General features: G+C 71.0%; 13 protein-coding genes. 8 read left to right on the forward strand and 5 right to left on the reverse strand.

Annotated features, from left to right (window positions below; all coding sequences use genetic code 11):
• Positions 1-22: 22 nt before the first annotated feature.
• The 3 genes from Aco03nite_RS03930 to Aco03nite_RS03940 are packed head-to-tail and all read right to left on the reverse strand — an operon-like array spanning position 23 to position 3377.
• The gene (locus tag Aco03nite_RS03930) at positions 23-1342 is read right to left on the reverse strand and encodes a glycosyltransferase family 2 protein (RefSeq protein WP_203793186.1); all 1320 of its coding nucleotides are present in this window, start codon (positions 1340-1342) and stop codon (positions 23-25) included.
• Entirely contained in the window at positions 1339-2301 is a 963-nt protein-coding gene (locus Aco03nite_RS03935) for a glycosyltransferase family 2 protein (RefSeq protein ID WP_203793187.1), read from the reverse strand. The genes Aco03nite_RS03930 and Aco03nite_RS03935 overlap by 4 nt, the downstream gene beginning before the upstream one ends.
• Before the next feature lie 50 nt (positions 2302-2351).
• On the reverse strand, positions 2352-3377 hold the full coding sequence (locus tag Aco03nite_RS03940; protein ID WP_239144889.1) for a glycosyltransferase family 2 protein: 1026 nt from the start codon (positions 3375-3377) through the stop codon (positions 2352-2354).
• A gap of 900 nt (positions 3378-4277) precedes the next feature.
• Between Aco03nite_RS03940 and Aco03nite_RS03945 the strand changes: the two genes are divergently transcribed.
• The 6 genes from Aco03nite_RS03945 (at position 4278) to Aco03nite_RS03970 (ending at position 9823) form a co-directional block, all read left to right on the forward strand.
• Positions 4278-5213, forward strand: coding sequence for a sulfotransferase family protein (locus Aco03nite_RS03945; protein WP_203793189.1), 936 nt, complete (start codon positions 4278-4280; stop codon positions 5211-5213).
• 23 nt (positions 5214-5236) lie between these two features.
• Entirely contained in the window at positions 5237-6148 is a 912-nt protein-coding gene (locus Aco03nite_RS03950) for a hypothetical protein (protein ID WP_203793190.1), read from the forward strand.
• Between the two features lie 445 nt (positions 6149-6593).
• A complete protein-coding gene (locus Aco03nite_RS03955) occupies positions 6594-7580 on the forward strand; it encodes a serine/threonine-protein kinase (protein ID WP_203793191.1) in 987 nt (328 codons plus the stop codon).
• 206 nt (positions 7581-7786) lie between these two features.
• A complete protein-coding gene (locus Aco03nite_RS03960) occupies positions 7787-8065 on the forward strand; it encodes a DUF6412 domain-containing protein (RefSeq protein ID WP_203793192.1) in 279 nt (92 codons plus the stop codon).
• A gap of 131 nt (positions 8066-8196) precedes the next feature.
• A complete protein-coding gene (gene yidC / locus Aco03nite_RS03965; protein ID WP_239144890.1) occupies positions 8197-9249 on the forward strand; it encodes a membrane protein insertase YidC in 1053 nt (350 codons plus the stop codon).
• Between the two features lie 241 nt (positions 9250-9490).
• Positions 9491-9823: an STAS domain-containing protein gene (locus Aco03nite_RS03970; protein ID WP_239144891.1), complete on the forward strand. Its 333-nt coding sequence runs from the start codon at positions 9491-9493 to the stop codon at positions 9821-9823.
• A gap of 70 nt (positions 9824-9893) precedes the next feature.
• Here Aco03nite_RS03970 and Aco03nite_RS03975 read toward each other — a convergent pair whose 3' ends face one another.
• Together Aco03nite_RS03975 and Aco03nite_RS03980 are read right to left on the reverse strand one after the other, a co-directional pair.
• Positions 9894-12089, reverse strand: coding sequence for a glycoside hydrolase family 9 protein (locus Aco03nite_RS03975; protein ID WP_203793193.1), 2196 nt, complete (start codon positions 12087-12089; stop codon positions 9894-9896).
• 32 nt (positions 12090-12121) lie between these two features.
• Positions 12122-13306: an ATP-grasp domain-containing protein gene (locus Aco03nite_RS03980; RefSeq protein WP_203793194.1), complete on the reverse strand. Its 1185-nt coding sequence runs from the start codon at positions 13304-13306 to the stop codon at positions 12122-12124.
• 92 nt (positions 13307-13398) lie between these two features.
• Between Aco03nite_RS03980 and Aco03nite_RS03985 the strand changes: the two genes are divergently transcribed.
• On the forward strand, positions 13399-13824 hold the full coding sequence (locus Aco03nite_RS03985) for a DUF5990 family protein (RefSeq protein WP_203793195.1): 426 nt from the start codon (positions 13399-13401) through the stop codon (positions 13822-13824).
• Positions 13825-13893: 69 nt separating this feature from the next.
• Positions 13894-16878, forward strand: coding sequence for a DEAD/DEAH box helicase (locus Aco03nite_RS03990; protein WP_203793196.1), 2985 nt, complete (start codon positions 13894-13896; stop codon positions 16876-16878).
• Positions 16879-17025: the final 147 nt, after the last annotated feature.

Below are 17025 nucleotides of genomic sequence, written 5' to 3' on the forward strand. Positions count from 1 at the left end.
ACGCTACGCCGCGTTGATCGGTTTAGCGGGTACCCCGGAGTTTCGCCCGGGCGGCGCGCCGGCCCTTGAGGTAGGCGCCCGGTCCGGCAATCATCCCCCGCCGGTTGGCCGTGAGGAGCTCACGTGGGAAATCATCCTGCAGGGTCGACACCCGCAGGCTGTCCGCGCCGGTCAGATCACGCAGCGCGGTCGGCGCCAGCTTGATCAGGGCGAAGAGCAGACCGGGCCGGCCCAGGACCAGGCTGGTGTACGCCGCGGTCAGCCCCGTCCCGTACCCCACCATCTGCTTGTGCAGCCCCTCGAAGTCCCGCCGGTGGTAGTGGTGGGTGACCGCGGTCGGCTGGTAGACGATCGTCCCGCCGGCCAGCAGCACCTTGGTGAAGGCGAGAGTGTCCTCCGAGCCCATCGCCGGGGTGCCGGCGCCCAGAGCATTGTCCCAGCCACCGACCCGCGCGATCACACCGGGCCGGAAGGTCATGTTGGCTCCGGTGCCGAACGGCGGCAGCGGGTAGAGCGGGCTCTGCCGGTCCGCGGTCTCCGGCCCGAACCGGTCCGGGCGGAACCCGCGGCCCTTGCTGTGCCCGCCGAACTGCTCGAACCAGATCTGCGCCCGGGTCTCCAGCTCGGCCGGGACGATCACGCCGGAGACCACGTCGGCGTCCGGGTTCTCGACCAGGGCACGGGCCACCTCGGCCAGCCAGTACCGGTCGGCCAGTTCGTCGTCGTCGATCCACGCGACGATCTCGCCCCGGGTGGCCCGCTCCGCCATGTTCCGGGCGAACGACAGGCCGGGCTTGGGCTCGGTGATGTACTCCACCGGGCCGCGGCGGGCCGCCGACCGGGCCACCTCGGCGGTCGCGTCGGTCACCGGCGCGTTGTCCACGACCAGGATCCGGGCCGCCGGGTAGACCTGGGTGAGCAGGCTGTCCAGGCAGCGGGCCAGTGCGCCGGGCCGCTCCCGGGTGCAGACCACCACGGTGATGTCCGGTGCGGAGGCCAGCGCCGCGCGCCGGCCCGCCAGGAACGCGGGCTCGGTCGCCGGGACGAGACCCGTCGACGGCACCGGGGCGCCGTCCAGCCGGGGCCGGACCACGTCGCCCAGCTCGGCGTCGATCGCCGCGGCCAGCTCGGCCGGGGTCAGGCCCCGCTCCGGCACGTCCACCAGGATCGTGCCGAGCGGCTCGGTGAACAGCCGCACCAGCGCCCACGCCTGCTGGACCCGGCGGCCGTCGGGCGCCACCGCACCGACCGACGGCAGCGCCTCGGAGATCTCCAGGTCCAGGACGACGGCGGGCAGTACGTTGCTCTCCTCGTCCAGGCGCGGGGGAACGACGGCGGTCATCGGGCCACCTCGGCTTCATCGGTCTTGCGGCCCTGCCGCTTCGAGCTGACGGTCTCGACGACGCCACCGACACCGGCGGCCGCGACACCGGCGACCACACCGCCGGAACGCAGGAAGTTGTCCGAGCCCTTGCCGGTCAGGCCGGCGCCCAGGTACTTGACCATCGCCTTGGGCAGCGCCCACAGGTAGTTGCGCTCGGCGCCGAGCGCGTCGTTCTCGTGCAGGCCGGCCATCTGCACCTTGCCGCGGCCCTCCGCGTAACAGCGGCGCACGAAGAAGGAGAAGCTGGCCCGCTCCATCGGCACCTCGTGCTGGATGACGGCGCTCGGCACGTACATCCAGCGGCCACCGCCGACCTGGCTCATGCGCAGGCAGAGATCGGTGTCCTCGGGCCGGTTGCGGGAGCCGAGCTTGCCGAAGCCGACCCGGAAGCCGCCGGCGGCCTCGAAGACCTCCTTGCGGACGATCATGTTGGCCGACCACACGTTGCGGATGGGCGCGGTCTCGGTGGGCATCCCGGTGTAGGAGCCGCCGACCGCCCAGAGGAACTCGCCGGGCATCCAGCGCGGGGCCGGGCCCTCCCAGGCGGGCTGGATGGCGCCGCCGGTGCCGACCACGGTGGGGTCGGTGAACGGCTCGATCTGCCGGGCCAGCCAGTGCTGGTCGGCGATGATGTCGTCGTCCAGGAACGCGATCAGCGGCGTCCCCGCGTGGAAGGCGCCGGTGTTGCGGTTGCCGGAGACGCCCTGGGCGTAGGCGTTCTGCAGCACGGTGACGCCGGGCAGCTCGCGCTGGATCCGCTCGTACATCGCCGGGTTGTGGTCGACCACGACGACGATCTCGTCGGGCTGGTGCGACTGGGCCCGCGCGGACGCCAGGGTCCGGGTCAGGTAGTCCCAGCGCACCTCGGAGTAGGTCGGAATGACGATCGTCGTGGCGAGAGGAGGGGTGGTGTTCACGAGGGGGGTGCTCCTGTGGGCTTTCAGCGCTCGATCAGGGCTGCGGCGGGTCAGTCGTCGAGCGCGCTGCGGCGCAGGGCGTTGATGTCCTGGGTCTGCCGGCTGCCGAGGTCGTCGAAGGCACGGGCCCGGGCGGAGCTCAGGTCCTGGGTGGGCTGGGCGCCGAGGTCGTCGAGCCGGCCGTGGATCTGGTTGAGGTCCTCGGAGCGGCGGGCGCCGGCGTTCCGGTTCAGGTGCCCGGACTCCCGGCGCGGGTCCGCGGCGTGGCGGGTGGCGACCGGGTTGGCGACCGGGACGGTCATCGGCGGCGGGGTGACCCGCGGGGCGGGCGTGACCTTCAGGCCCTGGGAGAACGGGGGCAGACCGGCGCCGCGGCGGTGGCGCATCCGGCCGTACTCGCTGAAGATCGTGCGGAGCACGCGGAAGCCGTCACGGAAGGTGTTCAGGTTGCTCTCGCCGTGGATGCGCTCGTGCTCGGTGCTGCCGACCTCGCCGACGTTGAGCTTCTCGGCGACCGCGCGAATGTTGATCATGGTCTCGATCTCGAAACCGTCGCCCCAGAGCTTGCTGCCGTCGGACGGCTGCGGCAGGCCGACGTCCGGCAGGTCCAGGGCCGGCACCACGTCGCGCCAGAAGGCGTTGTAGCCGTAGCACAGGTCGGTGAAGTTGGTCTTGAACAGCACGTTCACGACCAGGTTGAGACCGTCGTTGCCGAGCTTGCGCAGCTTGGTGATGTCGTGGCTGTGGCCGCCGTGGTTGAACCGGGAGCCCTTCACGAAGTGGTCGCCGTCGATCAGCTTCTGCACGAACAGCGGGATCTCGCCCGGGTCGGTCGAGCCGTCGGCGTCGATCATCACGATGATGTCGCCGGTGCAGGCGCCGAAGCCGACCGCGAGGGCGTTGCCCTTGCCCTTACGGGTCTGCTGCACGATCTTCGCGTCCGGGCGCAGCTGGCGGGCCACCTCGACGGTCCGGTCCTTCGAACCGCCATCGACGACGATCACCTCGGTGATCATCGCCGGGAGCTTCGCGAACACGTGCGGCAGGTTCCGCTCCTCATTGAGCGTGGGAATCACGACGCTTACGGTCGGTGATTGCGGGCGGTGACTGTCGGTGTTCGTGTTCAAGTGCGAAAGCTCCATGTCGGTCCCTTCCGGGGGGCGGCAATGCGACTTCGTTGCGCGATTTCCCTCCGGGGGACCGCACAGCCGCTCGCTTAAGGAATTCAACCTAGCAAGGGATTACGTAGCGTCAACAGGCCACGAGAAAGGTTCAGATCACAGATGGGGGTTCGGTGCCGTCAGCGCAGTTCTATCAGGTGTAGAGCGGAGACCAAGGTTACGATTACTACGGTGCGTAATCGGAAATGGTCGCACGGTAGGACTGATACGGAGCGTCTGCGGCAAATGCAAAATAGGTGAGTTGATCACCGCAAATCGGGACAAGATCGGCCTCACGTTCCGATCTCGGCTGTTCACTCTTCGTGTAACCATCCGTACAGGGGTGTAGGCGCCTGATAGCTGGGCGTGAGCGTTTCCGCTGGCTACCGTGGTTCGCATGGGAACAGGCAGCCCGGCACCCGTAGCCTCCGCGGCCGTCCGCCGTTGGTGAGACGATGACGACTCAATCCGGACTCTGTGTGTGCGGCCACGCTTATCGGGCGCACGAGCACTACCGATCCGGGACGGATTGTGCCCTTTGTGACCCCAGGGTGTGCCCGCGCTACCGGCCGGCCGTGCCGTGGTGGCGGCGCCTGCTGGCCCGCCGCTGACCACCTGCGGGTCCTCGGCTGAACGGGGGACGCGTCGATCCTCCGCGGGCTGCCGATTCGGTTGATCAACGCTCGTCCGCGCCGGTCGACTTCGCTGAGCCGGTGACCGGCCGGAACTCTCTTTTTCCCTGCCCGCCGGTGCCGGAACGGGCATCTGCGGATCTTTCCGGTGGCTAAATCCTACTGAATTGGTAGGCTACGCCACATGTCACTTCCCGACTTCCTGATAGCGGGCGTGCCCAAGGCCGGCACCACGGCCCTGCACGCCGCGCTGACCGGCCACCCCGACCTGTACCTGTCCCGGGTCAAGGAGCCGAAGTTCTTCCTCTCCGACGGCCCGCCCCCGGCCGTCGGCGGCCCCGGCGACGTGCAGACCTACCAGGAGCACGTGTGGCGGCGCGCCGACTACGAGAAGCTCTTCGACCCGGCCCCGGCCGGCGCCCTCAAGGGCGAGGCCACCCCGTTCTATCTCTACGACCTGGCCTCCCACAACCGGATCAAAGCGTTGATCCCGGACGTGAAGTTGATCATCCTGCTCCGCGACCCGGTCGACCGGGCCCACTCCAACTGGACCCACCTGTGGGTGGCCGGTCTGGAGGCGGAGGCGGACTTCCGCACCGCCTGCCGGGCCGAGGAGTCCCGCCGGGCCGCACAGTGGGCCGACTTCTGGCACTACATCGGACTGGGCCTTTACGGACAGCAGCTCCAGCACCTTTACCAGCGCTTCTCGCCCGAACAGGTACTTCTGCTACGCTACCGCGACCTCAAGGACAACCCGGCTGAGACGCTGGACCGGGTCTGCTCCTTCCTCGGTGTGCGGACGGGTGTGCTCACCTCCATCCCGAGGGAGAACGTGAACCGTCACTACGTCGAGGACAACGGTGTGAACCGCGTGTTGCGTGGCCTGTTGCGGGCCGGCGGCGAGTTCGGGCACCACTTCCCGGTGCCGTTGCGCCTCGCTGCCCGGGGCCCGCTGCTCACCCTGCTGCACCGCAAGCGGGGCAACCGCCCGGTCACCACCCCGGAGGAACGAGCCGCGCTGCTGCCGTACTTCGCCGACGACATCGCCCTGCTCCGGGACGTGACGGGCGAGAACTACGACGACTGGCTGAGCCTGGACCGGCACGCCACCACCCGGTGAACCACCTACTTGGGAGAGCCGCCTTGAGCATCGGAACCACCGCCCTGCCCCTGCCCGGATGGGACGCCTCCACCGTGGTCGTCGAACCGCCCGGCACCGAACCGGGAGCCTGGTCCGGCGCGCCCAGCTCGGTGCACGCCGACGGCCACGTCTACCTCGCCTACCGCCTGCGGCTGCCGCTCGGCGCCGGCCGGGGCATCGCCAACGTGGTGGCCCGCTCGGCCGACGGCATCGGATTCACCGTGGTCGCGGAGATCGGCAAGGAACGGTTCGGCGCCGAGTCGCTGGAGCGGCCTGCCCTGGTCCGCACCCCCGAGGGCCGGTGGCGGCTGTACGTCAGCGCCGCCACCCCCGGCACCAAGCACTGGCGGGTCGACCTGCTCGAGGCCGACACCCCGGAGGGCCTGGCCGACGCGCCGGCCCGGACCGTCCTGGCCGGCTCCGCCGAGTCCGGGGTGAAGGACCCGGTGCTGCACCACGACGGGCACGGCTGGCACCTGTGGGCGTCGGTGCACCCCCTCGAGTCCTGGGACGACGCCGACCGGATGACCACCGAGTACGCCATCAGCCCCGACGGCGTGCAGTGGACCTGGGTGCGGACCGCGCTGGCCGGGCGGCCGGGGGAGTGGGACGCCCGGGGCGTGCGGGTCTCCTCGGTGGTGGTCGACGGCGACCGGATCACCGCCGCCTACGACGGGCGCGCCACGGCCGGCGAGAACTGGGAGGAGCGCACCGGCGTCGCCACCGGCACCCGCCTGCCGGACGGCACGTTCGGGCCGCTCACGGCCGAGTCCCGGGAGCCGGTCGGCAGCCCGCACGAGCCGCACGGCCTGCGGTACCTCAGCCTGGTCGCGCTGCCCGGCGGCCGGCAGCGGCTGTACTACGAGGCGACCCGCGCGGACGGCGCCCACGACCTGCGGACCGAACTCTTCTGACCCGCCGCGCTTTCGATCGGCTCCGGTCGCGCTCCGTGAACCGTTGAGAGCGCGATCACCCCTGCTGGGGGCGGTTCCGGCCGCCTCCCGGGGGATGGCCTACCGTCGTGCGGTGACGTCAGGTGCCGGCGACATCCGGCCGCACCGTCGGTGGCGGGGTCCGACCCACGAGGAACGGCCCCGTCATCACTGCCCGTGAGCATCTGTCCGGTTCGGGCTGGGATCATCCCGTGTTGTACGCAGAGTCACCACTGTTGCTATTCGGTGAGGCCGTCGGCATGCCCTGAAAATTGTTTTCGGGAGCGTTCCCAAATAGCGCTGGGACATCCCTCGATAACAGCGATGTGAACCCGGCAAGAAATTGTGGCCGCACTCATTCGATCCGGGTGTGCGTTTGTGTCCGGATAGGTTGGGTAACTGAACTCCGGTAACTGAGGGGGGACCGATGCGGACACTGGGCGGGCGTTACAGGTTGATGGATCGCATCGGGCTCGGCGGGATGTCGGAGGTGTGGCGCGGGCACGACCACGTCCTCGACCGGCCGGTGGCCGTCAAGATCATGGATCCGGGCGTGGAGGGTTCCCTCGGGATCCCCGGCGTGGACCTGGTCCGGGCCGAGGCGCGCTCCGCCGCCAGGCTCGCGCATCCGAACGTCGCCGGCGTGCACGACTTCGGCACCTCACCCGGTCCCGGGACCGAGGTGCCCTACATCGTCATGGAGCTGGTCGAGGGCCAGACCCTGAGCGAGCACCTGGCCGCCGGCCGCCTGGACTGGCGCATCGGCGTCCGGGTCTGCGCCGAGGTGGCCGCCGCGCTGGCCGCGGCCCACGCCGAGAACGTGGTGCACCGCGACATCAAGCCGGCCAACGTGATGCTCACCCCGGCCGGGGCTAAGGTCCTGGACTTCGGCATCGCCGCCATGATCGGTTCCCCCGACCCGGACCCCGAGGGCCCGGTGATGGGCACCCCCGCATACATCGCCCCCGAGCGTTTCGACGGCCTCCCCGCGACTCCCGCGTCGGACATGTTCGCCCTGGGCACCCTCCTCTACCATTGCCTGTCCGGCCGTCTCCCGTGGACGGCCCGGAGCCACACCGAGCTGGTGATGGCCCAGCGCTTCGCCGACCCGGAGCCACTCCCGGCGTTGGACGACCTGCCGCCGGAGGTCCTGGACCTGGTGTCCCGCTGCCTGGCCCGGAACCCTGACGAACGCCCCACCGCCCTGGTGGCGGCCCTGCTGCTGGCCGAATCGGTGGACGCCCGGGTCTATGTCCCGCTGGCAGAGGTGGCCCCGTCCATGCGCCGGCCCCCCACCGTCTCCCCATGGACCGAACGGGCCGCGGCCGCCCCGACCTCAGCGGCCCCCGCCCAGTACCCCGACGAGGCCCCTCACCCCGAGGACATCCACGTAGGACGCCACCGAGCAACCTGAAAATCCACTTCCGCTGATACGCCTACCCCTCACACTCCCCACCGGCGGCGCAGCCCCCACCCCAACCGCCCCGACACGCGTGGTCCCCACCCCCACAGACCGCCCGGCGACCGCCGGGCCGATGCGTCTCTCACCGCTGGTGGCCTTTCGGTTGCGGGTGGGCTTCGGCGTGGGCCGGGGTGGGCCGGTGGTGTTACGGTGGCGCCGTGAAATGGTGGGACGCTCTCTCGCGGCTGGCCGGCATCCTTGCCGAGACCGGGTCGTCGGAGCTTGCCGGTGGGGCCGGGGCCCTGGTCGGTGTCCTGCTGATCGCGATGTTCGCCCGGATGCCCCTGGTCCGCCCGGTCGAGGGCGGCGGCTTCCGGGCCGGCGTGAGCGCGCTGCGCAGCCGGGCCGTGCGCACCGGGGTGCCCCGCCACCGCGATCCCGACGCGCCGGGGCGGACCCGCCCCCGAGGTCCGACGGGCCCCCTCGCGGTCGCCTGAGCGGGCATTCCTTCGTCTCTCCGCATCCTCTGCTGCCCGCTCCGGGGCGGCCGCTGACGACTGTCCATCCATGATCCCGGCCGTCCCGCCGGGTTCATCGGTCTTCAGCAGCCCCTGGGGGTTCTCTCGTCATGTTCAGCGACCTCATGTCCCTCGTCTATCACGGCATCTCGGCCCTTCTGCTCTTCTGGCACGGCCTGTGGGACCGCGTCCTCGGCGACCCGCACGGTCTCGGCACCGACTGGGCGTGGGTGCTCGGCATCGTCTTCCTGGTGCTGACCGTCCGCGCCGCGATCTTCCCGCTCTTCCTGCGCCAGGTGCGCTCGCAGCAGGCCATGCAACGCCTCCAGCCCCAGCTGCGGGAACTGCAGGCCAAGCACAAGGGCGACATCATGGCGATGCAGGCGGAGCAGTCCGCCCTGTTCCGCCGGGAGAAGGTCAGCCCGTTCGGCGCCTTCCTGCCGATGCTGCTCCAGCTTCCGATCTTCATCGGTCTGCTGCACGTGCTGCGCCACCTGAAGCCGTCGATCACCAACGGCCGGACCCTGTACGGCTGGACCGAGACCCAGTTCGCCGACGCCTCGTTCGCCAAGTTCCTGACCGCACCGATCGCCGCCGGTTTCCACTCCAGCAGCGCCGAGCTGGCGACCCTGGGCGCCGACGGCACCACGGTGAAGCTGGTCGTGGGCGTCCTGATCGCCGCCATGGTGATCACGACATACCTGACGAGCCGCATGTCGATCCTGAAGACCGGCTGGTCGGACAACCCGCAGCAGCGCACGATCCAGCGGCTGATGCTCTACGGCATCCCGGCGTCCCTCCTCTTCTCCGGCCTGATCTTCCCGCTCGGCGTGATCATCTACTGGACCACCACGAACCTGGTCACCCTGGCCCAGCAGTGGTGGATCCACCGCCGTTACCCGTCTCCCGAGCCCACCCCTCTCGCGACCACGACCGCCACCCCGGAGTCCCGCCCGTCGGCGGCCCCGATCCCCACCACGACCCCGAAGCCGGGAGCGAAGCCGGCCCAGTCCCGCCGCCGCCCCACTGCCGCCGCCGGCACCCATTCGCCCGCCGGCCACACCCCGGCCAACGGCAAACGGGGAGCCGACGTGGCGGCCCGCAAAGCCGCCGACCGCAGACGAGCCGCCGACCTGGCAGCCCGAGGCACCGCCGGCAAGTAGCCCCGGCCCGGAGGGGGCGGGACTCAGCGTGACCGCGCCCGCCCCGAGGTAGCGGTCCGTCACCGCGCGCCGCCTGATCATGCCGCCGTCACGCCCCCTTCCGGGCCGCCCACCCCACATCGACATACACCGTTGGAATGAACGGCGTACGGGTTGTGCGGCCCTCCTCCGGTACGGCGCGGGAGCCTGCTGAGGGCATTACCGGGGGATCGGTGGAGGGCGCATGATGAGCGATGCCGTGATGACGACACGTCGACGGGCCGACGGCACCACGGTGGTCGACGTGCGTGGCAGTCTCGACGCCTCGACCGTCGACGGCTTGCGCACGGCACTGCGGGACACCCTGCACGCCGACCGCCCACGCCTGATGATCGTGGACCTGATGTTCGTCACGTTCATGGACTCGATCGGCATCGCCCTGCTGGTGGCCGGCCACGAGTCGGCCCGCGAGCAGGGCACCAGGCTGGTGCTGCGCAACCCGAGCGAGTTCGTGCACCGCCAGCTGCGGATCGTCGGCCTGGCCGCCCTCTTCGGTTTGCCGTCCGACGTGAACACCCACTCGTACCGGCCATGAGGCCCCTCCCGGACCGGGCGAGAACCTGAGCCCGGGAGGCGTCCCATGACAGTCGAGGACAAAAGCCGGATCACTCCAGCTCGGCGACGTACCCGATCAGATGAGCCAGAGCCGCGTTCCAGTTGATCGTCAGCTCGTTGGTGGACCAGGACCCGATGTCGTCGATGTAGCAGAACTGCCCCACACATCCTTGGAGCAGGCTCTGCGCCACCGGATCCTGGATGGACGAGTTGGGTCCTCCGGCCAGGGTGCCCGCCGGAGGATGCGGCAGCGAGGGATCGAGCTGAGCGGCGTACCACCGGCTGTGCTGGTTCTGCGCCGCGACCTCGCCGTACCCGGTGACGTAGGAGATGTTCAGCGCGTTCCGCCCGAACAGCCAGTCCAGCCCACTGATCAGCCCGTCCCGGTATGCGGCCTTTCCGGTGAGACGGTGCCCCGCGGCGATCACCACCAGGTTGTTGGCGACGATGCTGCTCGACCCCCAGTCCCAGGACCCGTTCGGCTGGGCGTAGGCCACGCCGTAGGGGTGTTCCCGCTGGATGGCGAGGTACTTGTCGGCCCCCGCGATCACCTGCTTCCGCACCGCGGACAGCCCCGGCAGCCGGTTCGGGACCAGAGCCAGATCGATCTTCGCCGGTACGGCGGTGGTGGCCCAGTCGAACGCGACCGGCCCGAACACGTCAGCGGTGTGCTCGGGTGAAGCGAGCAGGTCGGCAGCGTACCTACGGTCCCCGGTGGTCAGATAGAGCTCGGCCGCGGCCCAGTAGAAGTCGTCGGTGACCTTGGCATCGTTGTAGGCGCCACCGCCCACACCGTCGGATTCCGGGGCGTACAGCGCGGGATTGGCCTTGGCCGCGTCGTAGGCGGTGCGTGCCGCGGCCAGCGCCCGTCGCGCGAACGTCGCGTCGTACGGCGTATAGAGCCGTGCCGCCTGTGCCGCGGTGGCGGCGACGTTGAGGGTGGCCGCGGTGGAGACCGGGTGCAGCTCCCGCGGCTGCGGGTCGAGGTGCGGCAGCAGCGGCAGCCCGGTCCAGGCCCGGTCGTGGATCTTGTGATGCACCAGGCCGGACGGTGCCTGCATGCTGAGCAGGAACTCCAGTTCCCAGCGGGCCTCGTCGAGGATGTCCGGCACCCGGTTCCCACTCTCCGGGAGGGCCAGGTTCAGCTTGCGGGAACCTCGGTTGTGCTCGTACTCGGCGAGCAGTTCCCACACCGAGATGCCGCCGTTCACCACGTACTTGCCGTGGTCGCCGGCGTCGTACCAGCCGCCGCGCACGTCCAGGGTGTAGTCGCAGACGCCGGGCTGGCAGGGCACCGCGCCGTCGCCCTGGTTCGGGGCCACGTCCACGTGACCGGCCGGGCGGGCATATCCGGGCCGCAGGTCGTCCCGGATCGGGATGCCGCTGCGCTGGGTGTAATAGAACTTCAAGGAATCACTGCGCAATTTCCGGTACGCCCGGCCGCTGATGTCGAACGGCCGGGACGTCTCGCCGTCGGCGCTGAGGGTCAGGCCACTGGCAGCTTTGCGGACACTCCCGAAATCGATGGTGTGCACGTTCTGCCCGGACGAGGGGTCGATCCCGCGCGGGACGCTGCGACCCGCGGAAACAGACTTACCCGACCTGTCGTTCAGGGTCCACCGGACGGGAGTCGTCGCGGAGGTGACCAGGGTCGCGACCTTCGGGCCGGTGGGTAGGTACGCGACCTGGTTCACCCGTACCCGCGGACCGGTGTCGGGCTCGTAGACCTCCGGCGGGACGCCGCCCACCAGCGAGACGTTGTCGACACAGAAGCGCCAGGGATCGGGGCTGCCGCCGACCTGGAAGGCGACCTGTCCCTGACCGGTCGTGGTGGTGGCGGTGAAGGTCCACTCGTAGTGCTGCCAGCCGCCGAGGACGGGCGACTGCTCGAAATAGGTGTCGTAGGGGCTGACGGCGAGGCCGGTGATGGCCCGGACCACGTGGCCGGCGTCACCGCTCGCGTCGAAACCGAACCGGTAGGTCTCGCCGGCGACCAGGTCGATGTCGTTCTGCCCGATCGCGGCGTCCCAGCGGTTGACGGTGCCGCCGGGGACGTCGGCGCAGGCTCGGCCGTCGGTCAGCCCGATGGTCATGCCCGCATTGGCCCAGAACGGCTCGGTGCCGCTGTCGAAACCACCGTTGACGACCTGTTCAACTTCCTGATTGGCGTACGCCGGGACGGCGGCGGTGGCCATCAGCAGCGCCGCGACGACGGCGATCATTCGGGAGCGCTCCCATAGATGCATGCACACATATTGATTGCGACCGTGTCAACGCGTCAACGGCTCTGGTCGCTGACCCACGCGTCGATCAGGCCACCGAAGTGGGCCAGGAACTTCTCGTGCTCGTGGACCGGGTACCGCGCCCGGACCGTCTCGCGCAACAGCGAACGGAACTCCTCCGAGCAGACCCAGTCGTACACGATGGCGTCCGCGTTCTTCAGTTCCTTCGCGCAGAACTCCCGGTACTTCTCGATCTCGAAGTACCCGTCCGCCAGCCTCCGGTAGTCGCGCAGTTTCTCCGCGTACGACCGGTCCGGGTCGTCGGCGATCGCGAAATACGCCGACGGATCCATGTCGAGGCGGCCCCGGCGCCCGGTCACCAGACAGAAGACCGTCCACCGCAACAGCGCCGTCATCGCCCACGGGAAGTAGTAGTGCAACGACGTCAACGACACGTCCGGGCAGGCGTTCGCATGGTCGATCGGGAACACGTCGTCGCCCCGGACCAGCGATTCACACGAATTGAACTCCCACCGGAAGAAAGCGTTCACCAGCCGCGAGACGGTCACCACCTCCTCACCGGCCGCCGCCGACAGGAAATCGTGTTCCACCTGGTAGCGGGCGTGCTCCGGCTGTTCCGGGCGGAAACGCATCACCATCGTCTCCGGCCCGATCGTCAAGGCACGGGCGACCACGTCGTAATCCTCCACCGACGCCTGCAGATGCATCAGCCGTTCACCGGAGGCCGCGTGCGCCGCGTGCAGTTCGGCCGGCGTGCGCACTTTCGAGACCCCGGACCAGGAGCCGCCGTCGTACGGTTTGACCCACAGCGGATAACCGATCGCCGCGGCCGCCGCGTCCAGATCGAACGACCGGTCCCGCGGTTTCCCCGGCACCAGAACCGTCTCCGGAATCCGCAGCCCCAACCGCATCAGCACACAGCAGGCGGCGTGTTTCTCCATCGATTCCAGCGTGAACGGGCTGTTCAGCAGATGCACGTCGTCCATCAGCGCGAGCTTCTTCAGGTAGTACCAGTGCGACAGCCGGTCGATCACCAGCCCGTGCCGGGCCCGGTCCCGCAGATTGAACGGCTCGACGGTCATCCGGACCGGCAGCGTCCGATGGGTGCGCCCGTCCGCCCCGGTCACCAGCCCCAGCCGGCGCAGCAACGCCTCGTACGCGCGCGGCCAATCCTCCTCGGCGCCCAGCAGCATCCCCACGGTGTGTTCGACATCGGCCACGACACCCTCCTTCTTCGCCGGGACCGGGGGCTCCACGGACTGCCTTCTCCAGGATCGGGGGTTCCACGATCCGGCGCGGATAATCTCGGCGGATGCGGATCCGGATCGAGGGCGGCGACCTGCCCCGGGGCGAACAGTGGCGGCTCGGCGATGTCGAGGTGGGGGTGCAGCGCCGCAAGGAGGTGGTGGACCGGATCCCGGTGCACGCCGATCGCGCCGTCTGGGAGTTCGAGGTCGACTCCCGGGAGGTGGACGGCTGGATCGACGTCGGCGGGCCCTGGGTGCACGGCCGGCCGGGCGCGCGATTCCTCTACCTGAGCTGGGGTTCGACCGGCACCGGGGAGTTCGCCGGGTTCCGCCGCGCCAAGCTGATGTTCGGCGACATCCCCGGCGACGTGCTGCGCGCCGCGGCCGCCGATGCCGGAACCCTGGTCGGGCGACTCGGCCTGACCGGCCCGGACGGCGGTCCCCGTTGCGCCCGGGTGAAGCCGCCGGACATCACCTGGACCCTGGAGTGACAGCGGTCACGACCGCGCCGTACCGCCGGGCGCCGGAAAGTGTCGGAGGGGCGGCCTAGAGTCGGCGGCATGTTCGAGCCCGTCATCACCGAGGCCGTGCGATCCGAGACCCGGGTCCTGCACGGGCTGGTCGGCGTGGCCGGCGGGCTCAGCCTCTGGGGTGAGGACGGCGCGGCCGTCGCCGGCCGGGCGACCGGGCGGGGCTCGGCGGCCCAGCCACACCCGTTCGCGGTCCCCGCCGACCGGCTGCTGCCGGGGGAGTCCTGGTCCGAGGTCGCCGTCACCCTGCCGTCCACCGGCTCCGGGCCGATGCCGTCACCCCACCTGGGACTGCCACCCCGGCGCGGGGCGCCACGGGCGCGGGCCTGGCGGGTTCCGGCTGTCGACGTGCCGTTCGCCGACGCCGACCTGGTGGCCGAGTTCGACGGCCGGGTCGCCCCGTCGGCCGGGTGGATCGTCGAGCTGTGCGGCTTCGCGGCGAGCCTGGTCCGGCGCGGCCGCGTGCTGCCCGGCGTCCGCCTCGACGGGGCCCGCCCGGCGGCCCGGTGGCGCCCGGTGATCGCCGGCGCCGACGCGGTCCGGCAGGCCGCCCTGCTCGACCACATGCCACCGGCCTGCCGCGCCGCCCACCGGCAACCGGCCGCCGACACCATGCGTGCCGCCCTGGAGCGCCTGGTGGACGGCCTGGTCCGGACCAGACTGGCCGAGACCGGCGTGACCCTGGGGGGCTACGGCTGGCTGGCCGCACTCAGCGGCGAGCCCGAGTTCGAGGCCGCCCCGGAGCTCGCCGACACCCTCGCCGGCCGGCTCGACGCGTGGTTCGAGCAGGCCTCCGCCGGGGCCGAGGTGCGGGTCTGCTTCCGGCTCGGCGACCCCCGCGAGCACGAGCCGGTGCTGCCCGGCGAGGTGCCCCTGCCGGAGGACACCTGGCGGCTGGAGTTCCTGCTGCAGGCGGTCGACGAGCCCAGCGTCCTGGTGCCCGCCGCCGACGTGTGGCGCGACGCCTCGGCGCCGCTGCGCCGGTGGACGTCGCATCCCCAGGAGCGGCTGCTCGCCGGGCTGGGCCGCGCCGCCCGGCTCTACCCCGAGCTCGACGGGGCGCTGCACCAGATCCACCCCGGGCAGATGCTGCTCGACACCGAGGGCGCCCACCGGTTCCTCAGCCACGCCGCCGTGCTGGAGGAGGCGGGCTACGGGGTGCTGCTCCCGGCCTGGTGGCGACGCCGCCCCAGCCTCGGGCTGTCGCTGGAGGTGCGCGGGCGTGACCCGATCGCACACGTGCTCCGGGACCGGACGGTCGGGCTGCGGGAGCTCGTCGACTTCCAATGGGGCCTGGCACTCGGCGGGCGCACCCTGACCGAGGACGACCTCGCCGACCTGGCCCAGGCCAAGGTGCCACTGGTCCGGCTGCGCGGGCGCTGGGTGTTCCTCGACCCGGAGCGGCTCGCCGCCGGGCTGGCGTTCCTGAAACGCGGCGGCGGCCGGATGACCGCCGGGGACGCGCTGCGGGTGACCCGGCTGCTCCCGCCCGAGGAGCTGCCGCTGCCGGTCACCGACGCCCGCGGTGAGGGCTGGCTGGCCGACCTGCTCACCGGCAGGCTGGACGAGCGGCTCGAGGTCCTGCCCCCGCCCGAGGGTCTCGTGGGCCGGCTCCGGCCGTACCAGATCCGGGGTTTCTCCTGGCTCGCGTTCCTCGACTCGCTGGGGCTGGGCGCCTGCCTCGCCGACGACATGGGGCTCGGCAAGACGGTGCAGCTGCTGACCCTGCTGCTGCACCACCGGGAGGGCCCGGCGCTGCTGATCTGCCCCCTGTCGGTGCTGGGCAACTGGCAGCGTGAGGCCGAGCGGTTCGCGCCGTCGCTGCGCGTGCGGGTGCTGCACGGCGCCGCGCGGGACGACCCGGCCGCGCTCGCCGACGGCGCCGACCTGGTGCTGACCACGTACGCCACCGCGGTGCGCGACGCCGACGCCCTCGCCGCGATCAGCTGGGACCGGGTGGTGCTCGACGAGGCCCAGCACATCAAGAACGCCGGAGGTCTCGCGGCCCGGTCGGTGCGCCGCTTCCCGGCCCGCAACCGGATCGCGCTGACCGGCACCCCGGTGGAGAATCGGCTGGCCGAGCTCTGGTCGATCCTCGACTTCGTCAACCCGGGCGTGCTGGCGTCGGCGCACACGTTCCGGGCCCGGTTCGCGGTCCCGATCGAGCGCTACGCCGACGAGGACGCGGCCGCCCGGCTGCGCCAGGCCACCCGGCCGTTCCTGCTGCGGCGGACCAAGGCCGACCACGGCATCGCCGCCGAGCTGCCGTCCAAACGGCACGTCCGGCACCTGTGCGGGATGACCACCGAGCAGGTCAGCCTCTACCGGGCGGTCCTCGACGACCTGCTGGAACGACTCGCTGAACCGGGCGAGACCCGCCGCAAGGGCCTGGTGCTCGCGGCGATGACCAAGCTCAAACAGGCGTGTGTGCACCCGGCGCTGCTGCTGAAGGACGCGTCACCGCTCCCCGGCCGGTCCGGCAAGATCGACCGCCTGGAGGAGATCACCGACCACGCCCTCGGGGCCGGCGAGAGCCTGCTGGTGTTCACCCAGTTCGCCCGGTTCGGCGGCATGCTCACCCCGCACCTGGCCGCCCGGTTCGGGGTGCCGGTGCGGTTCCTGCACGGCGGCACCCCCGGCGGCGCCCGGGACCGGATGGTCGCCGAGTTCCAGCAGGCCGACCGGCCCGGGATCTTCGTGCTGTCGTTGAAAGCCGGCGGCACCGGCCTCAACCTGACCGCCGCCAACCACGTCGTCCACGTCGACCGCTGGTGGAACCCGGCCACCGAGACCCAGGCCTCCGACCGGGCGTTCCGCATCGGCCAGCGCCGTGACGTGCACGTCCACACCCTGGTCTGCCTCGGCACCCTGGAGGAGCGCATCGACCGGGTCCTGACCGACAAGGGAGTCCTGGCGGAACGGGTCGTCGGCTCCGGCGAGGGCTGGCTCAGCGCCCTCTCCACGAACGAGCTGCGCGACTTGTTCGCCCTCGCGCCGGAGGCCATCGTTGACTGACTTCTCCCTCGCCTTCCTCGGCATGTTCGCCCTGGCCTTCCCGTTCGCCCTGGCTTCCCGTTCTCCCTGGCCTTCCCGCTCTCTCTGGCTTTCTTGGGCATGTTCGCCCTGGCCTTCCCGTTCTCCCCGGCCTTCTCGGGCATGTTT

This window comes from Actinoplanes couchii, from assembly GCF_016862075.1.
Lineage (GTDB): Bacteria > Actinomycetota > Actinomycetes > Mycobacteriales > Micromonosporaceae > Actinoplanes > Actinoplanes couchii.